Origin of the sequence: Streptomyces griseoruber, assembly GCF_001514205.1 — a bacterium.
GTDB lineage: Bacteria > Actinomycetota > Actinomycetes > Streptomycetales > Streptomycetaceae > Streptomyces > Streptomyces griseoruber.
The window spans coordinates 176,748-199,853 of the sequence record NZ_KQ948767.1; the positions used below are offsets into that span (position 1 = coordinate 176,748).

The window sequence follows — 23,106 nt, forward strand, 5'->3', positions numbered from 1 at the left end:
GCGACGGACCGCGGACGGGAGCGGGAGACCGATCGCCACCAGCGCGTCGCCGGCCGCGTCACCAGCCTCCTCGACGACCTCGACCACCTCGACGACCTCGACCACCTCGACGACCTGGGCGACCTGGGCGACCTGGGCGAACCATACGACGAGCCGGCCGGCCGACCAGTGCGACTGAGATAAACACTGGTCGAACGGCTTCGCCCAGGACAGGATGCGGCCATGCGTCACACGCACGAGGACCCCGAGCTGCTCGCACTTGTCCACCGCTACGTCACGCCCGACAGGCGCTACCTCAAACTCGGCGGCCCTCTCATGCGCATGACCGAACCTGAACGTGCCAAGTTCACACGGGAGCTCGGCGAGGCCGCCGACGACATCACGGCCCGCGAGCTGACCGTCCTGCTCGAAGGCGGGTGGCGCGAACGCAAGACCGCAGCCTGGCTCATCGCCGTCGCCCGCAGAACCGAGTTCCGCGAACGTCTCGGCGACATGCTGCTTGCCAGCGAGGTCTGCTTCGCAGGCTCGGCCTACTGCGTCACCTTCGCCGCGTTCGCGACTCCCGCCGACGTGGACCTGCTGGCTGCCTACCTCGATCGCTACCTGCGCCGCCCCGACCTCTACTACGACCAGCCGGCCGCCATGGGCGCGCTCCTCCACCTCGACGCCAAGCTCCGTGCCGATCAAGCAGCCCGCTTCCTGACCGCGGACGGCCTCTGGCATCAGTGGATCGACGGACCGCCCCGCAAGGAGCACCACGGCACGCCGGACGGCTATCGCGAGAGCATCAGCCGGCTCTGCGTCTTCGCCGATGAGAGCGCCGAGCACCGCACGGCAAGGAACCGATGACATCCAGACCAGCCAAGTGTTCGATGAGTAAGTCGGCGAACTGCGCGGCCGTGGCTTCTTGGGAGACATCCCATGCGTGCGCCGCTGCTCCCGCCTCTTCGAACCGGGTGCACCGTTGCCAGCGGAAGAACCCGCCCGCGTCTCCGCCCCCCGAGCGGTGGCCCGCCCCCAACCCCCGCGCGTCGTCCGCTGGATCATTCCAACACCGGATCCCACCGGGCGGCACGGCCACAGATCACACACAGTGGGGGCTCGACCGGACGTCGCAGGGCAATATCACAAGTTAGCCCCTTTCGCGCCAATTTTCGAATATGTCAGGCCTGTTCAACCCCTTTCGGGTGACCGGTTACAACCCCCCGCGACTCTATGAAGTAAGTCCCGTTTAAGTGAGCGTGTGTCACTCGGCTAGGTGAGTATTGGAACCAGAACGCCAAAGAGGCAGCGAAAAACCTGAGAATAGGGCCGACGCGACGGGCGCCGACCCAAGACGTCAGGCGTGACGACAGGAGGGTTGAAGATCGTATGAGCTACCGTCGGCGAACCCTACGGGCAACCCACCTGAGCGCCTCCCCTGTCAATGCCACAGTCCCTGAGGCGGCTGCCGACAACAGCACCTGCTTCATTTCGATGTCACCGGTCGTAAGGGCCGAGATGGTGGTCTCCCTCACCGATACCTTGATGACAGTCACGCCGACCTTGCGGACTACTTCCGCGACGTGTCGAAGGGCAACACCGCCTCGCTGCTCAGCGGGGGTGCGGTCGGAGCCAACCGAGTTGCGGTCCGGCCTCATGGGCTGACCGCTTTGGGTGCTCGTCATAGCATCCAATCTGAAAAGGCGAGCGGCGCCGGGTGTCTTTGGCGGATAGCGCGGCGCCGCAAGCCGTTCTGCTGCTGTTATTAACTCTCAACATCCTCATTCCTTGATCGTCACGCCCTTGGGTGTGGATTTGCGCTTAAGGGTTACATCAACCTGCTTGAAAATGCTTTGAGTTGGCGAATATCCCTCAGGTGTACGATTCCGCATGCCGTGCCGGGCACCCTTGGAGAATTACACCAGCAGAGTCAAAGGAATCGACGAAAAGTCGACGGCCCGCACTGTTCGGTGCGGGCCGTCCAAGCGCGCTCAACGGAACGGTCGGCAACGTCGTCAGGCCGGTGCGGGTGACCTCGGTGACCTTCCTCCGAGGGAAACGAACCTCGACCAGCTCGTCGGAGCCTCCCGGGAAGTGCGCCGTCCAGATGCCGCACACGACCATGGTGCCGTCAACCCGACTGCCTTCCACCGCAATCGGTCACGGGGAGGGGCCAGTCGGGATACCTTCGGTGTGGGGGTGGGGCGGATGTGGCCGTGGTGGGCGGGTGGAGGATCGTTTCCCTATCGGAGGCGACGGGGTGCGGTGGTGCCACCGTTGCCCCCGGCCCTGCGCAGAGCCGCGGCTCGGGCCCGTCGGCGCGACTTCGGGATTGTCCCGTCGCTCGACTCGGGCGTTCCGCTCGGTGTCTTCCTGAAGGCCCCCCAGGACCCCGTCCACTGGAGCCACAGCCACCGTTTCGTCGCCGCTCTCGAACCCGGTGACCGCCGGCGGCTGGGCCTGGCGCTGCTGAGCGATCCCCACGGCACGAAGGACATCTGTCTGGAGGCGGCGCTGACCCAGCACACCTGCGGGTGGTCCCCCGAGGAGACCGAAGGGCTGCTGGAACTCTCCCTCCTGGACTCGGATCACAGTCATCGCCGGGTGTGCCGGGCACTGGGGCTGCCCCTCGCCGCCGTACGAGAACAGGAACCGTCCGAGCGGGCCCGCTACCAGCCCCAGATACGCCGGATCATGCTCGGCGCGCTGGTCCACCACGCCTTCTCCCGTCACTGCGAGTGGCATCTCACCGATTGCACGGCCGCGGAACTGCTGGGTCTGCCGCAGGACCGCCAGGCCCTGGACCGCCTGCGCCAGATCGTGCGGAAGTGGTACGCCCGGAGCAACCGGATCCTGGTCGCCCTGGGACCGCGGGTCTTCGAACCCGGTGTGACACACCTGCTCGCGACACTCGCCTCCATCGACAACTTCCATCCGGCCCCGTCCTGGCTCAGCCGCGTAAGGAAACGGCTGGAAACGCTCCCGGCAGCCCCGGATGTCCTGCGCACCCTGCTCAGCTTCGACGACGGTGGTTCGGGGTACGACGCCATGCTCCCGGAATGCGGCCCCGCCTATGCCGTCCTGGAGGACACACTCGCGGCAGGAGCCGCCTGGGCGGCCTGCCTCACCGGTGACCCCGCCCTGATCTCGCTGGTGGGCGAACGGGTTCTGCGCCGCGCCCGAGCCCGGACCCGGCCAGGTCTGTCGGCCGGGGACACCCTGTCGGTGCGTGCGGCCGTCACCGCCCTCAACGCCGCGGCCGGGCTGCCTGCCCTGGGACGGCCCCGCGCGGCACTCACGGGACTGCCGACGGGCGTCGCCGACGCGGCACGGGCCGCGCTCGACACGATCGCCGACGCGTACCTGCCCGAGCCGGAGGGATCCGACGAGGTCGCCCGCGTGGTGTCCTTCGAGGACTACACGGCATCACTGACCGTGCGACCCCACGGCTCCGTGGTGGTGGACGTGCGCGACTCCGCAGGGCGGCCCGTGACGCCGTACACGATGCGCCGGCTCAACTGGCTCTTCGTCCCGGAACTGACAGCCCTGCGCCACAGGCTGCCGCGTCTCGTGGCCCGGGCCGACCATGAGCGCGGTGTCCTCGAGGAACTCCTTGTGGACAGCACGGGGCTGGCCGGCGCACGGTTCCGCTCCCGGTGGCTCGAGCACGCGGTCGCGGGCCCGCTCGTGCGGGCCCTGATCTGGGAGGCGGACACCACTGACGGCACCCGCACCGGTCTTCCTGTCGGCGGTCCCGACGGCCGCGTGCTGCTGCGCGACACCCACCGCGAGACCCACGAGATCGCGGACACCGACACCCTGCGGCTGTGGAACCCCGCCCGCGCCGACCAGGCGCAGATCTCGGCCTGGCGGACGGTGCTGGAACGCGAGGGCGTCCGCCAGCCCGTACGCCAACTGCCGGTGGCGGCAGTGAGGGTGGGGGAGGGATCGGCGAAGGCGCGGGACGCGGCCGGGACGGAGGACGCCGGACCACGGTGAGGTGCGGCAGGTATCGTGCTGTACGTCGGTGATCCGCACGGGTGGCGGCGCCGGCGGGACGGGCGCGTTGTCGATGCCCGGGCCGCGCTTGGATTCCCCTGTGACGCGGAGTCACGTCGACGCGTCGAGCGTGACTCCGCATGAGGCGGCCACGGCCTGCATGCCCCCAGGCTCAACCGCAGTGACCCCGCGGCCGGACCGAACGTCACCGCACGTCCGATCGCCACGATCACCGGCCCGGCGAAGGACTTGCGGTAGGGCAGGCGTTGTCGGTCAGGACCCGCTCGATGCGGTCGATGCCGCAGGTGGTGCAGAAGGCCGCGGCCCGGCGCGGGAAGGCGGCGCAGGTGGCGGCCTTCTCGTCGCCGTGGATCTCGCTGCAGGCCAGTCGGCCCAGCACCTTGTGGCCGCCGCCGTCGGGGATCCGGCCGAGTTTCTTCACGTCGACGTGGAGGAGTTCGCCGGGCCGGTCGCGTTCGTGGCGGACCAGGATGCGGTGCACGGTGGAGCGGGCAGGCCCAGCACGGGGCCGATGCGGGCCGGGCCGAGTCGAACCGCGAGTCAGGGGAAGCCCGTGGCAGCGTGCCCTGTGCCCTGTGCCCTGTGCCCTGTGCTAGCGTTGAGCTTTTGCAGCGTCGCTGCGTCGGTGCCCGGTTCGGTGTCCCTGACCGGTGGCCGCGTCCCCGCCGCGCCTTCCTCGGTACGGTCCCTTCGGAGGAAGGCTTTCCGTGAGCGAATCAGTACATGCCGACGCCCGGCAGCAGGACCCTGTGTCCGAGGCGCCGGGCGCCGCTCCGGCGCCGCATACGGCGGCGTCCTTCGCGGAGCTGGGCCTGCCGGCCGTGATCCTGCGGGCGCTCGACGAGCGTGGTGTGACGGTGCCCTTCCCCATCCAGGCGGCGGCACTGCCGAACGCGCTCGCGGGACGGGACGTCCTGGGCCGGGGCCGCACCGGATCCGGCAAGACGCTCGCCTTCGGCCTGGGGATGCTCGCCCGGACGGCCGGGCGGCGCGCGCAGCCCAAGGAGCCGCTGGCGCTCGTTCTGGTGCCCACCAGGGAGCTGGCGCAGCAGGTCGGTGAGGCGCTCACCCCGTACGCCGAGGCGCTGCGGCTGCGGCTCGCCACCGTGGTGGGCGGGGTGTCCATCGGACGGCAGGCCGCCGTGCTGCGGGACGGCGCCGAGATCGTCATCGCCACGCCCGGTCGGCTGCACGACCTCGTCGGACGAAAGGGCTGCCGGTTGGGACGGGTGCGCATCACGGTCCTGGACGAGGCCGACCAGATGTGTGACATGGGGTTCCTGCCGCAGGTCACCGAGATCCTGGACCAGGTGCGTCCCGACGGGCAGCGCATGCTGTTCTCCGCCACCCTCGACCGCGATGTCGACCAGCTGGTGCAGGACTACCTCCGCGACCCGGCCGTCCATTCCGTGGATCCCTCCTCCAGCGTGATCTCCGCGATCCAGCACCATGTCTTCGTCGTGCACGGCCCCGACCGGTACGCCGTGACCACGGAGATCGCCGCCCGGGACGGCCGCGTCCTGCTGTTCCTGGACACCAGGCACGGTGTCGATCAGCTCACGCGGCATCTGCGGGCCAGCGGTGTGGCCGCCGCCGCCCTGCACAGCGGGAAGCCCCAGCCGCAGCGCACCCGGACCCTGGCCCAGTTCAAGAACGGGCAGGTCACCGCGCTGGTAGCGACGAACGTCGCCGCACGAGGCCTGCACGTCGACGACCTCGACCTCGTGGTCAACGTCGACCCGGCCACCGACCCCAAGGACTATCTGCACCGTGCGGGCCGCACGGCCCGGGCCGGCCGCTCCGGCACCGTCGTGACACTCGTCCTCTCGGGACAGCGCCGCGAGACGAGCCAGGTCATGGCGGACGCCGATGTCGCCGCCAAGGTCACCAAAGTGCGGTCCGGCGAGGCGGAGCTGAGCCGGATCACCGGTGCCAAAGCCCCCTCCGGAAAGCCTCTCGACGGCGGGCCGGCCGTACCGCGCCCCAAGAACCACAACGCCCCGTTCCGCGGTCTGGGCAGTACCAAGGACGCGAAGGGCGGCTCCGGTGGCAGGCCGTCCCGCAAGAGCAGCGAGGCCCGCAAGCTCGCGGAGGCCCGTGAGGCGGCCCGGGTGCGGCGCGGCGGCTGAGCCCGGCTTCCCGGACTGCCGGGCGGTGTCTTCGTCCACGCTGCTGGACGGCCGCGGGGGACCGGGGAGCGGCCGTGGTGCACCGGACGGCGTCAGCGTCACGTTCCGCTGACCGGACGCAGGGGGAGGCGTTCGGGCGATAGCGTCTCCGAGACCCTCGGCCGTCCCGGCAAGGTCCCGGTCCGGATCGTGTGGAAGCCGGTCCTCACCGACGCCGAGTCGATCCGGCGGATGTGCCAGGAGGCGAGCGCCTCCGACGCCTGTGTCGGCGTGATCGTGTGGCCCAGCATCGACATGGACTGCATGAACCTCAACCAGGCCGCCCACGGCGACCGCGAGTTCGGACACATCGAGTCCCGCGTCGGCGTCGACCGCAAGATCGTCGCCGGGCACGCCACCGATCCGCGCGTCGTCCGGCGCATCGCGGCCTGGGCCCGCGCCGCCGTCGGCCGCCACACCGCGCGCGGCCTGCGGGATCAGTCCTTGACCGCGCCCGCGGTGACGCCCGCGGGTCCGGCGGGGTCTTGCGCGTGTCCTGCTGCGGGGTGAGGGACACGTTCAGCATCCAGTGCACCGGGAACAGCATGACGGCGGGTACTTGGTGCCCAGTCCGCCGCTGGTGCGGCCGCGTGCCGCGGTCTCGCCGGGGATGCCCGACATGAACGCGGTGAAGATCATGACGCCGAACGGCACGGCGATGGTGGAGTCGGCCCGTTCTGCACGACCAGATGCCCTACCTCGGCACCAGTCTGCTCATCGGACTGGGCACGGTCGCCCTCACCCTCCTCCTCGCCGCCCCGGCCGGCTTCGCGCTGGCGAAGCTGCGCCCGCTCGGCGGCGGCGCGCTCGGCCTGTTCCTGCTGGTCGCGCAGATGATCCCCGGCATCGTCATGGCGATGGGTTTCTACGGCATCTTCCTCGACCTCCCCCACCGGCAGGACGGGGCCGCGCTCCGCCGTGCCCGCTCGCACTCCGCACAGGGCTGTCACCCGTCACCGGGGTCCAAGACCCCGGGCAACCCGGCCGGCCGTTCCCCGAGCCGCCTGCGCACCGCACTCGGCAAGTCCCCGTCCCCTCCTCAGGAGAGCCGCTGATGTCGTACCTGAGCCACCGTCACCGTTTCAGAGCCCCTCTCGGCCGCGTCGGCGCCACCGCCGTGGCCACCGCCCTGGCCGCCACCGCCGTCGTCGTGACCGGCGCGTCCGCCCAGGCCACCCCCACCTCGGCCACCACTTTGGTCGTCAACGCCGCGCAGAACCTGCGGTCCGTCACCCACGTCGGCACGGGCAGCCTCTACGGTCTGGCGAACACGAGCACCCCCGCCGACAGCCTCGTGCAGCCCCTGAAGCCGAACACCTTCGTCCAGATGGCGCCGGGCGGCAGCCAGGTGCCCAACGGCGAGCCCGCTCCCGCGGGCGACTCCCTCGTCGTCGCCGCCAAGGCCGCCGCCGCGGGCGCCAAGGTCGTCGTGCGGATGCCGGACTGGTACCCGGACTTCCCCTACCAGTGGGTGAGCTGGAGCGACTGGCTGTCCGCGGTCGACCAGCAGGTCGCCGCCGTGAAGTCCTCCAGCGCCACGAACATCAGCGCCTACGCCCTGTGGAACGAGCCCGACTGGACCTGGGACACCACCAACGCCGGTGCCTTCAACGCGGGTTGGGCGCGTACGTTCAAGGAGGTGCGCACCAAGGACACCACGACGCCTATCCAGGGGCCGAGTTACTCGGTCTGGAACCAGTCCTGGATGAGCTCGTTCCTCACCGACGCCAAGGCGAGCGGAACCGTCCCCGACGTCATCGCCTGGCACGAGCTGGAGGGCAGCCAGAACATCGCCGCCCACGTGTCGGCGTACCGCGCGCTGGAGACGAGCCTGGGCATCAGCCCGCGCCCGATCGACATCGAGGAGTACGGCACGCCCGCCGAGATGGGCAACTCGGGCGCCCTCATCGGCTACGCGGCCAAGTTCGAGCGGGCGGGCATCCGGGACGCCGAGCTCGCCTTCTGGAACCACTACGGCACCCTCGGCGACACCCTCACCGACACCGGCGGCTCGCCCAACGGTTCCTACTGGACGTACAAGTGGTACGGCGACATGTCCGGGAACATGCTCACCACCACGCCTCCCGCGCAGACCGGCATCGACGGCCTGGCCTCCCTCAACGGCGCCGGCAACCAGATCAGCGTCATCGCCGGCGGCTGCACCGGCTCCTGCGCCGTCACGGTCAACGGCCTGAACTCCCTGTCGGCCTTCGGCAGCACGGTCCACGTCAAGCTGGAGTACTCGCCCAGCACCGGCCGCACCACCGCTTCCCCCGGGCCGATCACCCTCTCCGACACCGACTACACGGTCTCCGGCGGCTCCATCACCGTGCCGGTCACGATGAACGCGTCCGACGGCTACCACCTGGTGATCACCCCCAGCGGCAGCTCCACCACGCTGGCCGGCCGCTACCAGATCACCAACAAGAACAGCGGACTCGCCCTCGACACCGTGAACGCGGGCACCGCCCAGGGCACCTCGGTCGTCCAGGCCACCTCCACCACCGGCGCCGACCAGAACTGGACCCTGGTCGCCGCGGGATCGGGCCTGTACAAGATCGTCAACCAGAAGAGCGGACTGCTGCTGGGCATCAACAACATGAGCACCACCAATGGCGGCACCGCCCTGATCTGGGGCGACAACGGCACCGCCGACCACCTCTGGCAGGCCATACCGGCCCGTGACGGCTACTACAAGATCGCCAACTACAACAGCGGTCTGCTGCTGGGCGTCGACAGCATGAGCACTTCGTCGGGAGCCCAGGTCCTGCAGTGGTCCGACAACGGAACCGCCGACCACCTGTGGAAGCTCACCTCTCGCTGAGGCAACACCACCGGTCCCGCGCCTGCCACCAACGGCGGGCGCGGGGCCGCCATCGCGCCAGGAAGGCTCCGCTGTGTGACTGCGCCCCGGTGCCGGCACACGCACGATGAGTGCGGCGGAGAAGGGGTTCGCGCACCAGCAGCGCCGACGCCGCACGCGGCAGTGCGGCACCGAGGACGGCAGGCCGTCGCATGCCTCCGGACGGTGAGTGGACCGTGCGGCCGGCGGCGGCCTGCCAAAGGTGGGGCTGTGTCAGGTAGAGCCCGACCGGGCAGGCGCCGGACCGCACCGCCCTTGTGCGGAGGCACCGGGCTGAGGGCCCGCCCGCAGTTCGTTCGCCGGCCTGGAGGGAATGCCCGCATACAGGCGTTCGAACTGTTTCACTGGGTGTCCGGGTGGGGGAGGCGCAGGGGATGAGAACACGGTGGGGCCGGCGTCGGCTCGATCGCCGGCTCAGGGAGCACTGGGAGCAGGTAACAGGCCACAAGGACTGGGGCGATGACCCCCTCGGCAGGGCACTGGAGGATCTGGGGCTCAGTTGCTCGGATTCCCTCGACGCCCGGCGTCTGGCGGCTGTCCCTCCCGGCGTCGAACTGGACATGACCGAGGTCAAAGAGATCTGGGTCGATGTGGACTCCGGACTGAAGCGCCACGTCCACCGCACTCTGTTCCTGCTTGAGGACTTCGAGCGCGTGGGTCTTGTGCACGCCGCCAAGGCCGACGACGGCAGGTGGCGGCTGACGGTCCCGGAGGCCCTGCACGAGCGCCTGAGGTCGCGCTGGTCGGCGGACGAGGCGGCCGACTGGCACGGACGGCTCGTGGACAACGCCCTCGCACTGCTGAAACCCGGTGACCCCTGGTCGGCTCTGCCCGCCGGCGCCGGGTACTGGTGGCGGCATCTGGTGTGGCACATGCAGTACTGCGACCCGGCTCAGGCCGCCCGACTCGTGACGTTCCCAGGTTGGCAGATCGCCAAGATCCAGCGGCTCGGCGCGCAGGGCCTGCTGGCCGATCTGGCCCTGGTCGACTCCCCGGAGTCCAGGGCCACCGCTTCGGTGATCCACGAGGTCATGAACGGGGAGGAGCACGGCTCCCGGCTGGATCCTGGGAAGCAGGCCGAGTTGCTGCAGGCCCTGGGCCATATGCCGCTCCCGCGAGCCCATGCTGACCACCACGGAGAACCGGAGCGGCCCACCGTCGCCGGGCAGTTCGTGGTCCAGCCGCAGTCGGCGGTCCGTGCCGTACTGCAGTTGCCTCGGCTCACCTTCGACTTCGCTCTGGCGCCGGACGCCACATGGCTGGTGGCGGTCGGAAACGACCGGCTCGTCCATGTGTACGACCTGGAAACCCAGGCCCTGCGAAGGACGATCCGAGGCCCGTCCGACATGCTCCGACACTGCGCCGTCGCTCCGGACGGCACATTCATCATGACCAGAGCGGTGGGTGAGAAGGCCCAGGCCTGGGACGCGGTCAGCGGCGAGGAGATGCTCCCCTTCAAGGTCGGCGCCGTGGGTGAGTCCGTGTACGGTCCCGACGGTATGTGGGTTGCCTACAACACCTCGACCGGCAGCTTCGTCTACCCGCTCACCAACGAACGCCGGGGAACGAAGCCCACAACGAAGGGGATGTCGCAGCTGGCGCTCGCCGCCGACGGAGCAACCCTGGCTGCCTGCGGCCGCGGGGGTCAGATCCTGCTCTGGGACCCGCGCTCCGGCCGACTGCTCGCGGAGCTGCCCCGCCAGCCGCACGAGATCCACCGGCTCGGTCTGGCCCCGGACGGTTCGTGGATCGCCATCGGCGACCTGTACCGCCTCCGGGTCCTGGAACTGCCCGGCCTTCGTGAGCGCTTCACGCTGGAACAGACGCGTACACGTTTCGCCACCACCGAGGACTGGCTGGCCGTGCCTGACGCCCGACGCGTGCAGATCCGGTCGACCCGCACCGGCGAACTCCTGAACACCCTCGAGGCCCACACGGACGATGTACGCGACTGCCGCATGTCACCCGACCGGAAACACCTGATGACCAAGGATCGTGGCGACACACTCATCGTGTGGGACGCGGCCGCCATCGTCCCCTGACGCCGCGCCTGCCGTACTCCCGGGAAACGCGCGCAGGCAACTGCTGGAAGAGCGGTCCCGGGACGTTGCTGTGGCCGTCACCGGCGGGTGGGGAGCCGAGCGCTTCACGTTGTTGCCCGCGCTTCGTGAAGATGGCCGTGGCCCGCTCGAGGATCTCCGCGTCCCCTCCGCAGCCGGCGGTTCTCCTGCCGAGGCTGGGTTGGCGATCCGTTCCGGGCTGGCGAAGAGCGGCTCCCCTTCGGGGACGGTCCGTTCCGGACGCGGAGGTCGCGACGACGGCGCCGATGGCGGCGACCCAGGGGAGGCCATGGCACCCTGTGGCCGTCGGCCGGGTCGGGGCGCAGCCCGAGCGCATGCCGGTCAGGTTGGCGCAGACGATGAACGCGGCGGTTGCCAGATGCCGCAGAGCGCCGGGGCCTCGGTGAGGTCGAACCGGGGGCGCCAGGGTCTGTAGCCGATGGTTGCCGTCACTGGCACGTCGAGGGGGCAGGGACCGGGCCGATCGGCTGCCGCCCGTTTCAGCCCGTGTCAGCCCGTGCACGCGGGCGATCCGGTCGCCCCGGTACAGGGAGACACCCGGTTACAGGGAGACACCTGCGAGGCCGGCCAGGTAGGCACGGGCTACCGTCGTCTTGCCGCCGTTGCGGGCCACGGGGACCGCGCCGTCGGCGGTCGGAGCAGGCTCCAGTATCCGCCAGCACGTCCCGGGGCCGGTCCGCGCCGGCTCCGGCGTCTCTCAGGTACCGGCCGTAGGCGTCAAGGAGCGGGATGTCGCAGTCGTCAGGGAGGTGATGCCCCCGTTCGCTCACCGGCGGGAACTCGCGGCCAAGGAGACCGGCCGCTGCGGACCGTGGCCAGGGAAGATCCCGGAGCCGGGCTGTCGTAAGGCCCCTGCGGGGAACAGCGACGCCATGAGTGGGATCCGCGTGAACTCCTTTTTCGTCACGCCGCGGGAGTCGAGGTCGCCCCGGTCGGCTGTCGGACGGCCGGCTCGACGAGAAGACCGCGATGCGCCACGCGGACTCCGCACGGGCACTACTGGAGCAGACTGTCGAGCACTCGGCATCGCCATCGGGAAAAGAACTTGGCCTGGATTGAAGGGACTTGCAGAATGGCGGCCATGCAGCCTCGACGGGCACGGCCTGATGACGCATCAGCGGTCGCCGGTGTCTACGTGCGCTCCTGGCAAGTGGCCTTTGCCGGTCTTGTTCCCCAGCACTACCTCAACGCCATGGACCCACACCGCGAAGAGCTCAAGTGGAAGGCACGCATCGAGGAGACAAGATGGCCATCGTCGGGAGTGCTCGTAGCCGAAACCGAGGCAGGGATCGTCGGCTTCGCAGGCTTCGGCCCATCTCAGGAGACCCCTGGCGTCGCGGAAATCGGCACGCTCTACGCGATGCCCGAGGTCTGGGGAACCGGAATCGGGAAGCAGTTGATGCTGGCCACGTTGACGACTCTCGGACAGGCCGACTACGCACAAGCCACCTTGTGGGTCCTGGAAGACAATGAACGCGCCCGGCACTTCTACGAAGCCGCTGGCTGGCGCGCGGACGGAGCAGCCGTGGAGGACACCACCGGCGGGGCCTCTCTCAACAAGTTGCGCTACCGCCGTCCTCTTGGGTAGGGAAGGCCGGAAAATACGTCGTGGCTTCCAGCCTCGGGATCGTTGTCGTGGTGCGGGGAGGCCGGAAGAAGACGAGTGAGCTGGATGCGGGACTGCAGCCCGCGCTGCTGGCGTTGGTCGAGCCCGACGAGCGGGGCGATCCGATGCCGCCGCTGCGCTGGACGACGTAGTCGACCCGAAACCTGGCGTCGGAGCTGACCCCGCCAGGGCCATCGCGTCTCCGCCGGCACCGTCGGCAACCTTCCGCGGTGCATCCAGTCGACGTGTCGGTCTTCGGCCACGTCCGGAGCGAGTCCTTCCGGCGATCCTGAAGCTTCTCGGCAGCCTCTACGCACAGCGCGTGACGGGGCGGAGGCCATCTGTCTTCTGCGGGGTTTCGAGCCGGGCCTGCGGAGGAACCGATCCGTGAGCTCCATCTGCGCGGAGTACACGGGCTCTGTGCCCGCGCTCGGGACCGGCACCTCATCACACTCGATCAGCAGGTCACCGCGTAGCTCGTCGAGTTCACTCCGGGCCTCCTGCGAGAAGGCGGCAGCCCAGGTTTCCAGGGAAGAGTCCCTCAACGCACTGTTCGGAACCTGGCTGAACTCCGGTCCGCCCAGCCCCTGTCATCCGGCCCACGGCTCCGCTGCGGGACGAACGCACCGGCTCGGCCCGTACCATGCCGACGTCGGCCATCCAGTCGCCGCCGGGCACGCAGGCCGGCGCCACATCCAGCAGGATCTTGCCCGGATCGTGCACGGTCCGCAGGCTTGCGCCACGGCGTCTGTGCCGCTGATACCGCAGTGTCCAGGCGGCACTTGCGGACGGTCTCGGCTTCTTCACCTGGGAAGTGCCTCTCCCATTACCCCGTACAGCACCCTCAGCAAGTCCTATCGTTGCAGCTCAGGGGCACTTTCTGCAAGATGTCGTGGGCGGAGCGCCAGGCCCGCAGCGTGCGCGACGTCATGCGGATTCGTTGCAGCGCTGACCTGCGGGGTGACAGGTTGGGTCGCGACTCGTGGCAGGTCGAACAGGGCGCCCCGGAAGAGCTGCGGCCAGGGTCGAGTGCTCGTCTCACCGTCATGGCGCGGCCGGGCGTTCCAGCCGGGCCTGGACGACGACATCGCCGATCAGGCTCCGGCCCGGAACGGGCGGCAGCTCGCGGTGCCCGAGCCCGCCCGTCGGCCTCCCGGGCCGAAGCCGGGGGTACCGACCCCCTGGCCGCTGGACCACGGCCTCGCATGTTCCTGATGTGATGGGGGTGTGGTCGGGTAGCGCTCGCCAGGCGCGGAGGCGGGCGGAGGCGGGCGGTGGGGTCAGCTGGGCGGGAACAGCGTGAACAGTTTCTCGACGATCTCCACCGGAGCGGAGTCCGGGGATCCCGAGTTGTAGGGCGGCTCCGGTGCGTACTCGATGAGGAGCTGAAGGGCCTGTGCCGCGTCGTCGCCGGCAATCAGACCAGCAAGGGTCAGCGCCATGTCGATGCCCGCCGAGACGCCTGCCGCGGTCGCGTAGTGTCCGTCGATGACGACCCGCTCGTGCGTCGGCGTCACACCGAACTCGGTGAGGTGTTCGAGCGCGCCCCAGTGGGTCGTCGCCCGACGGCCTGTGAGGACTCCGGCGGCGGCGAGGATCAAGGTCCCCGTGCAGACGGAGGTCGTCCACGCAGAGGTCCGGTCGACGGTTCGCAGCCAGTCGTGCAGGCTCCCGTCGGACATCTGTTCTGTCTGGCCCGGGCCTCCACCGACGATCACCACGTCCGGGTTCGGCATGTCGGCGAGACCTGCGACGACGTTGATCGACAGGCTGCGCAGGTCGTTGCGGACAAGGCCGGGATGCTCGGCGACGAAGACGACCTCGGTGTCCGGGAGGCGGCCCAGGACGTCGTACGGTCCGATGACGTCCAGCGCAGTGAACTCGGGATAGAGAGCGATCGCGACCTGCATACAGGGGGCTCCTTCAGTTGTTCTCGGGTCCGAGGACGGCGACGGCCTTCGCGCCGCCTTCCGGCGGCGTGTGCTCGAAGAGGTGGGTCATGTCGCATGTCCCGGCGGTTCCTCAGCACGGGGCGTGGAGGCGGGGGCACGCGCGTCGTCGCCTGCGGTGGTCGTCGGGCCGTGGGCGGCGGAGGCGACCGTGATGCGTGGCCGGCCTGTGATCGGGTGGGTGTCGAGCACCGCACGTACCCCGAACACGTCATGCACGAGCTGGGGCGTCAGTACCTCGGTCGGGGCCCCCACCGCCACGAGTTCGCCCTCCGCCATGACCGCGACGCGGTCGCAGTAGGAGACCGCGTGGTCGAGGTCGTGCAGTGCGGTGAGCGTCGTCATGCCCAGGTGCCGGAGCAGGTCGAGGACCTCGAACTGTGCGCGTACGTCGAGGTGGTTCGTCGGCTCGTCGAGTATCAGCAGCGCGGCTTCCTGCGCGAGTGCGCGGGCGAGCAGGACACGCTGTTGTTCGCCGCCGGAGAGCGTCGCGAATGATCGCTGAGCCGCCCAGCGCATGTGTACGTCGTCGAGTGCCTGCTCGACGATCCGGCGGTCCCCGTCGGTGTCCCGATCGAGCATCCTCTTGCGAGGGGTTCGCCCCATGGCGACCACCTCTTCGACGGAGAACTCGGCACCGAGCACGGTGTGCTGGGTGACGATCGCGCGACGGCGTGCGGCCTCCCGCGCGGACATGTTCCACACGCTCTCGCCGCCGATGAGCGCCGCCCCACCGGTCGGTCGAAGCACCCGGTACGCGCTGCGCAGGAGTGTGGACTTCCCGCTGCCGTTGGGCCCGACGAGTCCGACCATGTCACCCGGTGCGATGTGCAACGACACCTCGGAGACGATCCGGGCCGAGGCGATGTCGATGCTGACGCCTTCGAACTCCAGCTCCATCACGACCCCTCCCCTCGCCCGGTGCGTTGGAGCAGCCACAGCAGTACGGGCACGCCGATACCGGCGGTGAAGATGCCGGCCGGCAACTCGTCGGGCCGGGCGACCGTGCGGCTTGCGAGGTCGACGAGCACCAGGAAGGTCGCCCCGACGAGCAGGGACGTCGGCAGTACGCGCCGGTGTTCGGCGCCCACGACGAGGCGGGCGATGTGGGGGATCATCAGTCCGACGAATCCGAGGCCGCCGGCGACCACGACGACGGTCGCGGTCATCAGCGACGTCACCACGAGCAGTCGACGCCGGAAGCGGTGCACGTCGATTCCGAGCCCGGCCGCCGCGTCGTCGCCGATCATGAGCGCGTTGAGGGCGCGCCCCTGGGTGAACAGCCAGACGACGCCCAGGGCGAGTGCGACGGCCGGTATGCGAAGGTCGGACCATGCCGCCCCCGCGAGGCTGCCCATGAGCCAGAACATGATGCCCGCGAGCTGGTTCGGGTTCGTCTGCAACTGCACGAAGCTCGTGGCAGCGACGGCGAGATACCCCACTGCGACGCCGGCGAGGATCAGCCGCGTGTCGGTGAGTTGGCCGCTGCGCTGGGCGATCAGGAACACCGCGGCCATGGTGAGCACCGCCGCGGCGAAGGCGCCGCCGGTCACTCCCAGTCCGTGCAGCGCCGCGGAGCCGATCGCCAGAACGAGCACCGCCCCGAGGGACGCACCAGGAGTGATCCCCAGCATGTAGGGATCCGCGAGCGGATTGCGCACCAGCGCTTGCAGGCCGACTCCTATGACGCTCAGGCTCGCACCGACCACCGCGGCCACGAGGACGCGCGGCAGGCGAAGGTCCCAGACGATCTGGTTCTGGAGCGGGTCCAGACCGCCGGTGTCGCCGAAGATGTGGCGCAGGATCACCTGCCATACGTCACGCGCGGGGACGGTGACCGTTCCCAGGGAGACCGCGGCGGTGACAGCCGCCATGAGCGCCACGGCGAGCGTCACATACAGGAGAACGGTCGCGCGGCCCGCCACCAGGTGTGGGCGGCGCGACAGCGCGTCGGGCCTACCGAGGGTGCGCTGCATCGGCGATCGCCTCCACGGCGTACGCGTTCGTCGGCCCGACGAAGGCTCCGTCGGAGATGCTGGTGTAGGTCTTGGTCTGCGACGCCTCCCACTGCGGGTACTGCTGGAACAGCTGGTCGGCGAGTTGCTGCACCTCGCCCTTTTCGGATGGATCGGACAGTCCGATCACGAGCACGTCGACGTCGGCGGATGCCAGGGCCTCGGCACTCAGGTTCGAGGTCAGCTCCGGATTCGGCTGGTCGCTCGGGAAGGCGTTCTCGCCGCCGGCCGCCTCGATGATGTCGTCGTGGACACCGCCGGAAAACACGGCAGGCAGGTTGTTGGTGCTCATCATCGCCATACCGGGATACACCAGCAACACCTTCTTGCGCACCTTGCCCTCGACGCGCTCCCTGACGGAAGTGATCCGGTCCTTGAGCTTGGCGACGAGGTCCGCCGCCTTGTGCTGCTCGTCGAAGATGACCCCGGTCTGCGTGATGAATTCGTAGGCCGATTCGATGGACTGCTGGTCATAGACGGCCTGGTCCGCGGCTGACGGGTTCGTCGCTCCGTACGCGCAGTCGACCGGGTTGACGAACGATTTTATCCCGGCATCCGCCAGTTGTTCCCGGGTGGCGAATCCGCTCTTCGCGTCGAAACTTCCGCTCCATGTCGACACCACGAGGTCAGGCTTGAGTTCGAGCACCCTTTCGGCGGGCACATCGAAATTCTTGTTCCACTCGGCACCTCCGGTCGGCAGCTTTGCGACCTCGGTGACCATCTTCGGATCATCGGAAATGGCGACGCGTTGCGCATTCGCGAGAATGTGACTCTGCAGACCGAGAAGGACGTACGTCTCCACCTCTCCGACGGACGCGCCATTCATGATCAGTACACGCTTGGGCGGCCTGTCGAACGTCACCTTCCGACCGCAGTTGTCAATCGTCAGCGGATACGATGTGCTGGTCGGCGCGGCGCTCTTTTCCGTGGCTGCCGCGCCACCTGAACCGGATCCCGACGAGTCACCGGAGCCACAGCCCGCGACTGCCAGGCTCAACGTGGCCGCGAGCAACACGGCAGCACACCGTTTCGCGCTCGGTCGCACGGACCCAAGCGATATCAAGGGCATTTGCCTTTCTACCTTCCAACATTCATAGGCCCGGGCACGGCCGAGCCCCGGCGGCCCGCACTCAGAGCCGTCGTGGAATCAGGAAACCGATCACGTGACGGCGATCATTGCGCAGGACACATTCGCTCCTGCTCGGGTTCACCAGGCCGAAAGCAGAGGCGTCGACGCGGCGCAGAAAAGACGACGTGACGTCGGGGTCATGAGTGCCTCACTTCTGATGAACTGTTGCATCACAAGCGTAAGAGCGTCCCTGTATGACGTCCATGTCATGCAGACCAACAAATCTGCCATCCCGCAGATCGCAGGCGCTCGGCTCCGAAGCAGATTGCCGGCGTCTTTCTATCGAGGGTCAGGGAGGAGCTTCGACGACTTCGCGAATGCGCGGCGGTACTCCGTGGGCGAGACGTCGAGTTCACGCACGAACGCGAGACGCATCGCCTCCGGCGTCCCGTATCCGCAGTGGCGCGCGATACGGACCACGCCGTCGCGGGTGTCCGTCAGCATGCGCTGCGCGGCCTCCAGGCGGATGAGGTCCACATAGCGGCCCGGGGGCATCCCGACCTGCTCGGCAAACACGCGGGCGAATTGACGGGGGGACAGGCCGGCGCGCTGCGCCATCGCGGGAACCGACAGGTCGGCTGCCAGGTTGGCGGCGGCCCAGTACTGGACCTCACGCAGCGGATCCGAGCGGGCGGTCTGCGCCGAAAGCTGCACGCTGAACTGTGCCTGGTTGCCCGGCCGGCGCAAGTAGACCACCAGGAGCCGGGCGATCTCGTGTGCCACCGCGCGGCCGTAGTCCTCCTCGACCAGAGCGATGGCGAGGTCCACCCCAGCCGTCACTCCCGCTGACGTGGAGATCGAGCCGTCCCGGACAAAGATCGGGACCGGATCGACCTGTATCCGGGGAAACCTGCTCGCGAGGTAGTCACAGGAATCCCAGTGAGTCGTCGCCCGGCGGCCGTCGAGCAGTCCGGCCTCGGCCAGGAGATACGCCCCGGTGCACACCGACACCACACGTCCAACGCGAGGAGCACGCTCGCGCAGCCAGGCCACGAGCCGGTTGTCGACGTCTCCCGCACCCGGCCCGCCTGGCACGAGAAGCAGGTCGGGATCCTCGACATCAGCCAAATCAAGATCGGGAACGAGCCGAAGACCACCGGCGGATCGTACGGTCCCGCCGCCGAGCGAAGCCGTGCGAACGACGTAGGGAGGCGTGCTCGCGCTTCCGGTGAAGCGCGCCGCCGCCGAGAACACGTCCACAGGCCCTGCCACGTCGAGGGGCTGTACGCCGTCGAACAGGATGACGAGTATCGATTGGGTTCTCACCTCGGCGATACCGGCACTGCGGGAATGGCTCATCAATCCTCCGGGGCTACTGGGGTTTCGCGTGTGGCGGGGGGTGGTGTGGTGGTGGCTCACCTCGCCGGCCGGGCCTCTCCCTCGGCCACGGTCGCCCGGACGGCGACCTTCCCGCTCTGCTGGAACCACAGGTCGTGGGACGTCTCCTGGCTGGCTTTCAGCGCCGGCGGATCCAGAACCACGACGCCGGGCCCGCCGGGGGCCATGCGCACCGCGCCGCCCGTGTGGAGCAGGGTGTCCTTCGTCGGGCGCGTGTTGCGGATCGCGAAGGACACGCGGGTGGAGCCGGAGCCCGCGGGCGCCGCGACGACACGCGCGTCGGTGGCCCTGATCCTGGGCGGCGGATCGCCTGCCGCGCCGGTCGCGGTGCAGCCCACCAGCAGGTCCAGCGCGCCGGCGGAGGCGCCGAACGGTGGGTTCCGCTTCCTGTGCGCCACACACATCAGGCTTTTCTGCTCCATGTGTCAGTGGTCGGGGCGCGGTCCCGTCTGGTTCCCGGTACCGGCCGATCTGGCTGGTTCCGCACGTGGTGGCGGGGGAAGGGCTTCTGCGCAGCCCGGATCGAACACGGTTGCCAAACTGTGCGGGCAGCGGTGGGGGAGAGGAAGCCGCCCGAGCCGAACCCCGACGGCCGCGGATCGACCGGGTCTTGCCGCTGGGCATCGCCCCTGCGGTCCTGCCGTCGCGCTCGAGCCGGCCTCACGCCCCGCCGACGCCGCGGACTTGAGGACGTGGCTCGCTCCAGCGTCTCCGTGTTCCTCCCCCTGTCTCTCGAGGACGGATGGATCGGCGACCAGCGGAAGCTGCTCCATCTGGTGCGGCGGGAGTGGCCGAGCGAAGTCCTCCGAACGTCGCCGGGCGCCTACGAGTGGCGGCGCTGAACTGCGACCGGTCGGCGCCGGCAGACGAGCGCGCAGGCCAGGGTGAGGAGGGCCTGGTGGATGTCGTCGCGGATCTTCCAGCGGGTCCGCCGTGTGGGATGCGTCCGAGCTTCTTGATGTCGACGTGGACCGGGTCGCCCACCCGGTTGGGTCCTCGCCTCACCAGGATGCGGTGGACGGTCGCGGGCGCGAGTGTGATGCCGTGCAGCCGCTGGAGGTCGGCGGCGAGCCGGGGCGGCCCGTGCTTGGTCTGCCGCCGCAGCGCCTCCACCAGGTCAGCGATGTCCTCGGAGGTGCGGGCGGGGCTGGTGGTGGGGCGGGAGGAGCGGTCGAGTAGTCCGTTCTCGCCGTGCGCGCGTCGGCGGGCGTACCACTTGGCCAGGCAGCGGCGGGAGATCCCGGCTTCCGCAGCCACGTGCGCGATCGGAGGTCCGGCGTCGATCCGCAGGCACAAGCGCAGCCGTCCTTCGGGGGTCAGGGGTGCGTTCCGATGTGCCCTGCCGGTGGCGCTCCCGGACTGGGCGGCCGCGTCCACCGGGAGCCCTGGGGTCTCGGGGCTCCCGTTTGAGCGGCGGTGCGTGGCGTCAGCGTGCGAACTTTTCGATGGCCGCTGGGGTGACGGGGGTGAAGAAGTTGACGAGGTTGCCGTCGGGGTCACGGAACAACAGCGACCGGTTGCCCCAGGGCATCGTCGTGGGCTCGGTGACGAAGTCGGAGACGAAGGCGCTCAGGTTCTGGTGAACGCGGTCCACGTCGTCGACGAGGAACTCGGTGATCACGCTGTGGTTGTCCGCAGGGCGGGCAGAGCCCGGGGCGAACAGAGGGACGGTGCGGGTGCCGGCGATCGCGAGGGTGGCGCCCACGGTCTTGAGTTCGGCGAAATCCTCGGTGGCCCACGTCGCCCGCGCCCCTGTGGCTCGCTCGTAGAACTCGACGAGGCGCGCTACGTCGCTGGTGATGATGCGGATCGAGACGAAGTCCATGGGGATCTCCTTGGCTGTGCTGGAGGCGTGCACTGCGCAGGCTAGGAGAAATAGTGGACAGAATCGGTCCTGTATTCACGCTAGGTTGTGCACATGCCTCGACCCACTGCCCGCGTGCTGACACTCCTGGAGTTGCTGCAGTCGGGCGGCACCCGGACGGTGGCCGAACTGGCCGACCGGCTGGGCGTCGAAGGGCGCACCGTGCGGCGGTATGTGGACCAGCTGATCGACCTCGACGTGCCCGTGGAATCGGTGCGAGGCCGCTACGGCGGGTACCGGCTCGCCCCGGGGTACCGCCTGCCTCCGCTCATGCTCAGCGACGACGAGGCGCTGGCCGTGCTGCTCGGCCTGGTCGCCGGCCGCCGAGCAGGGCTGACGACGACGGAGCGCACGGCGAGCGAGACGGCATCGGCGAAGATCCGGCGGGTGCTGCCCAAGCACATCGCCCGCAGGCTCGACACTCTCCTGGAGGCCGTCGCCTTCACGGATCAGCCCCGTGATTTCGACACCCCGAACGCTGAGGTCCTGCTGACCATCGCCGATGCGGTGCGCCACCGCCGACCGGTCTCGATCCGCTACACCGACCGCGACGGGCGGCGCAGCGAACGCACGTTGCACGCGTACGGGGTCGTCGCCCACGCGGGCCGGTGGTACGTCACGGGGCAGGACGCCCGGATCGGCGAGGACCGAACCTTCCGGCTCGATCGCATCGCGGACGCGCGAACCCTGCCCGGTTCATTCGAAGCGCCGGCGGGTCCCGGTCCGGCACAGCGCGTGTTGTCAGCCTTCGCCACGGCTGAGTACCAGCATGAGGTGACCTTGCGGATCCACGGGACGGTCGAGCAGATCCGCGCCCACCTTCCCGTCGGCGTCGCGAGCCTGGAGGAGCACGAGCCGGCGGCAGGCGAGGACCGGGCGACCGAGCGCTGGCTGCGCGTCGAGCTGCGGGCGGAGCGGCTCGACTGGTTGCCTCCGGTACTCGCCTCACTCGGCCGGCCGTTCGTCATCGAGCGCCCCGATGAACTGCGCGACCTCGTCATCGCGCTCGCCGATCGCCTCGCGTCCTATGCCCGCCAAGCCTGAACACGAGGAACCAATGTCATGAGATGACACCTGGTCCAGACCCGCGATCATGCGATCAGTACTGCACGTCAGGATCAGATGACGGTCCAGTCGCGCAGCCGGCGGGCGATGCGGGCGACGCCGAGCGCTCCGCAGGCCGCGTCCCGCACGAGCGCAACGGCCGCCTTGGGGGAGTAGTCGAGTCCGCGGGCGTTAAGGATCAGGTAGGCCTCGGTCGCATGCCAGGCGAAGGCGTCGTTGGAATGCTCCAGGCACGGCAATTTCGCCAGGGTCTGCAGCAGCGCGGCGGCCTTGAGGTGCAGGGAGCCGTAGATGGCGCGCTCCATCGCCTTGGCATTGACCCGGGCGACCGCGGCGTACAGCGGTCCGTAGTCGTCGACCTGCGGATCACCGTCCAGCAACTCGGCGGCGTGCAGCAGGAAGGTCACGTCGAGCGGGTGGAGCGGTTCCGGCTGGGTCACGCGGCGTGGCCTCGCTCCTCGTGCTGCTCGAGTTCCCGACGCGCCTCCTGCTCGGCCGCACGCTGCTCGGCCCTGGGGTCCAGGCTCCCGGGCTCGGCGGCGAAAGCCGCGCCGCTACGGGCCATGGATGTCTTGAAGCCTTCCAGGAAGCGCTGCTCCACGGCGGTCGCACGGTCGTAGGCCGCCGAGAGGATGTACTCCTGCATGCTGACCCCCGCCTGCTTCGCGGCTGCCGCGATGGCGGCCCGCTGGGCAGGGTCCGGAAAGCGCAGACTCATTGCTTTGGGATCCGACATGGTATCCACGGTATCAGTGATATCGCGTATCCGTCTCGATGCAGACCCCTGCACCGACGGGTGGGACCTCCCCGGCACCTCGTACTCCGTCGAACTGCGGTGACCACGCCACGCACGGACTTCCCGGTCCGGCCCCGGTGAGGGCTCATCCCATCGTGATCGTGGTGGTGGGGCTTGGCGGTGACGGAGCTTGTGCGGTGAGGCGCGGACATGGCCGGACCACGGTTCGCGGGCCTGCTGGGAGCCCTTGCCCGGACGTTTCCGTGTCCCGGGAGAGGGGACTCGCCGCC

Annotated in this window: 17 protein-coding genes and 6 pseudogenes; 10 read left to right on the top strand and 13 right to left on the bottom strand. The window is 69.4% G+C overall.

What is annotated here, in order from left to right; all coding sequences use genetic code 11:
- Positions 1-222: 222 nt before the first annotated feature.
- Positions 223-849, top strand: a complete 627-nt coding sequence (locus AQJ64_RS15990; RefSeq protein WP_055639144.1) for a DUF6000 family protein — start codon at positions 223-225, stop codon at positions 847-849.
- 1,401 nt (positions 850-2,250) lie between these two features.
- Positions 2,251-3,981, top strand: coding sequence for a DUF4132 domain-containing protein (locus AQJ64_RS15995; protein ID WP_159060291.1), 1,731 nt, complete (start codon positions 2,251-2,253; stop codon positions 3,979-3,981).
- Positions 3,982-4,246: 265 nt separating this feature from the next.
- Here the strand turns inward: AQJ64_RS15995 and AQJ64_RS16000 are convergent.
- Positions 4,247-4,498 (bottom strand): annotated as a pseudogene (locus AQJ64_RS16000) (IS481 family transposase); the annotation flags it as partial.
- A 211-nt stretch (positions 4,499-4,709) separates the two neighbouring features.
- Here AQJ64_RS16000 and AQJ64_RS16005 point away from each other — a divergent pair.
- On the top strand, positions 4,710-6,131 hold the full coding sequence (locus AQJ64_RS16005) for a DEAD/DEAH box helicase (RefSeq protein WP_420876536.1): 1,422 nt from the start codon (positions 4,710-4,712) through the stop codon (positions 6,129-6,131).
- 108 nt (positions 6,132-6,239) lie between these two features.
- A pseudogene (locus AQJ64_RS16010) lies at positions 6,240-6,605 on the top strand (L-arabinose isomerase); the annotation flags it as partial.
- Between the two features lie 138 nt (positions 6,606-6,743).
- On the opposite strand, the pseudogene AQJ64_RS52265 reads toward AQJ64_RS16010, so the two are convergent.
- Positions 6,744-6,842, bottom strand: a pseudogene (locus AQJ64_RS52265) (carbohydrate ABC transporter permease); the annotation flags it as partial.
- Here AQJ64_RS52265 and AQJ64_RS45760 point away from each other — a divergent pair.
- The 5 genes and pseudogenes from AQJ64_RS45760 to AQJ64_RS45780 form a co-directional block, all read left to right on the top strand.
- Positions 6,839-7,057: pseudogene (locus tag AQJ64_RS45760) on the top strand (carbohydrate ABC transporter permease); the annotation flags it as partial. The pseudogenes AQJ64_RS52265 and AQJ64_RS45760 overlap by 4 nt on opposite strands.
- Positions 7,058-7,224: 167 nt before the next feature.
- Positions 7,225-8,994: an RICIN domain-containing protein gene (locus tag AQJ64_RS16020; protein WP_055634684.1), complete on the top strand. Its 1,770-nt coding sequence runs from the start codon at positions 7,225-7,227 to the stop codon at positions 8,992-8,994.
- A 599-nt stretch (positions 8,995-9,593) separates the two neighbouring features.
- Positions 9,594-11,075 carry a WD40 repeat domain-containing protein gene (locus tag AQJ64_RS48025; RefSeq protein WP_055634685.1) on the top strand — a complete coding sequence of 494 codons (1,482 nt, stop codon included), beginning with the start codon at positions 9,594-9,596 and terminating at the stop codon, positions 11,073-11,075.
- A gap of 1,111 nt (positions 11,076-12,186) precedes the next feature.
- Entirely contained in the window at positions 12,187-12,702 is a 516-nt protein-coding gene (locus AQJ64_RS16030) for a GNAT family N-acetyltransferase (RefSeq protein WP_240512675.1), read from the top strand.
- A 50-nt stretch (positions 12,703-12,752) separates the two neighbouring features.
- Positions 12,753-12,951: pseudogene (locus AQJ64_RS45780) on the top strand (ISAzo13-like element transposase-related protein); the annotation flags it as partial.
- A gap of 396 nt (positions 12,952-13,347) precedes the next feature.
- Here the strand turns inward: AQJ64_RS45780 and AQJ64_RS50775 are convergent.
- The 9 genes and pseudogenes from AQJ64_RS50775 to AQJ64_RS16065 all read right to left on the bottom strand — a co-directional run.
- A pseudogene (locus AQJ64_RS50775) lies at positions 13,348-13,516 on the bottom strand (IS1380 family transposase); the annotation flags it as partial.
- Between the two features lie 484 nt (positions 13,517-14,000).
- Positions 14,001-14,630, bottom strand: a complete 630-nt coding sequence (locus AQJ64_RS16035; protein ID WP_059202731.1) for a DJ-1/PfpI family protein — start codon at positions 14,628-14,630, stop codon at positions 14,001-14,003.
- An 87-nt stretch (positions 14,631-14,717) separates the two neighbouring features.
- Positions 14,718-15,569 (bottom strand): ABC transporter ATP-binding protein, encoded by an 852-nt coding sequence (locus tag AQJ64_RS16040; RefSeq protein ID WP_063788795.1) that lies wholly within the window; start codon positions 15,567-15,569, stop codon positions 14,718-14,720.
- Positions 15,569-16,645 carry a FecCD family ABC transporter permease gene (locus tag AQJ64_RS16045; protein WP_055636285.1) on the bottom strand — a complete coding sequence of 359 codons (1,077 nt, stop codon included), beginning with the start codon at positions 16,643-16,645 and terminating at the stop codon, positions 15,569-15,571. Before AQJ64_RS16045 ends, AQJ64_RS16040 begins: the two co-directional genes overlap by 1 nt.
- Positions 16,626-17,699, bottom strand: a complete 1,074-nt coding sequence (locus tag AQJ64_RS16050) for an ABC transporter substrate-binding protein (RefSeq protein ID WP_206189798.1) — start codon at positions 17,697-17,699, stop codon at positions 16,626-16,628. Before AQJ64_RS16050 ends, AQJ64_RS16045 begins: the two co-directional genes overlap by 20 nt.
- A gap of 393 nt (positions 17,700-18,092) precedes the next feature.
- Positions 18,093-19,079, bottom strand: a complete 987-nt coding sequence (locus AQJ64_RS16055) for a GlxA family transcriptional regulator (RefSeq protein ID WP_420876552.1) — start codon at positions 19,077-19,079, stop codon at positions 18,093-18,095.
- A gap of 89 nt (positions 19,080-19,168) precedes the next feature.
- The gene (locus AQJ64_RS16060; RefSeq protein WP_055636288.1) at positions 19,169-19,573 is read right to left on the bottom strand and encodes a copper chaperone PCu(A)C; all 405 of its coding nucleotides are present in this window, start codon (positions 19,571-19,573) and stop codon (positions 19,169-19,171) included.
- A 238-nt stretch (positions 19,574-19,811) separates the two neighbouring features.
- Positions 19,812-20,651 (bottom strand): helix-turn-helix domain-containing protein, encoded by an 840-nt coding sequence (locus tag AQJ64_RS52270; protein WP_079061703.1) that lies wholly within the window; start codon positions 20,649-20,651, stop codon positions 19,812-19,814.
- Positions 20,578-20,976 carry a VOC family protein gene (locus AQJ64_RS16065; protein ID WP_055636289.1) on the bottom strand — a complete coding sequence of 133 codons (399 nt, stop codon included), beginning with the start codon at positions 20,974-20,976 and terminating at the stop codon, positions 20,578-20,580. Before AQJ64_RS16065 ends, AQJ64_RS52270 begins: the two co-directional genes overlap by 74 nt.
- A 93-nt stretch (positions 20,977-21,069) precedes the next feature.
- Between AQJ64_RS16065 and AQJ64_RS16070 the strand changes: the two genes are divergently transcribed.
- The gene (locus AQJ64_RS16070) at positions 21,070-22,059 is read left to right on the top strand and encodes a helix-turn-helix transcriptional regulator (RefSeq protein WP_055636290.1); all 990 of its coding nucleotides are present in this window, start codon (positions 21,070-21,072) and stop codon (positions 22,057-22,059) included.
- Positions 22,060-22,133: 74 nt separating this feature from the next.
- Here the strand turns inward: AQJ64_RS16070 and AQJ64_RS16075 are convergent, their stop codons facing one another.
- Positions 22,134-22,520, bottom strand: a complete 387-nt coding sequence (locus tag AQJ64_RS16075; protein ID WP_055636291.1) for a hypothetical protein — start codon at positions 22,518-22,520, stop codon at positions 22,134-22,136.
- On the bottom strand, positions 22,517-22,816 hold the full coding sequence (locus AQJ64_RS16080) for a type II toxin -antitoxin system TacA 1-like antitoxin (RefSeq protein ID WP_240512782.1): 300 nt from the start codon (positions 22,814-22,816) through the stop codon (positions 22,517-22,519). Before AQJ64_RS16080 ends, AQJ64_RS16075 begins: the two co-directional genes overlap by 4 nt.
- Positions 22,817-23,106: the final 290 nt, after the last annotated feature.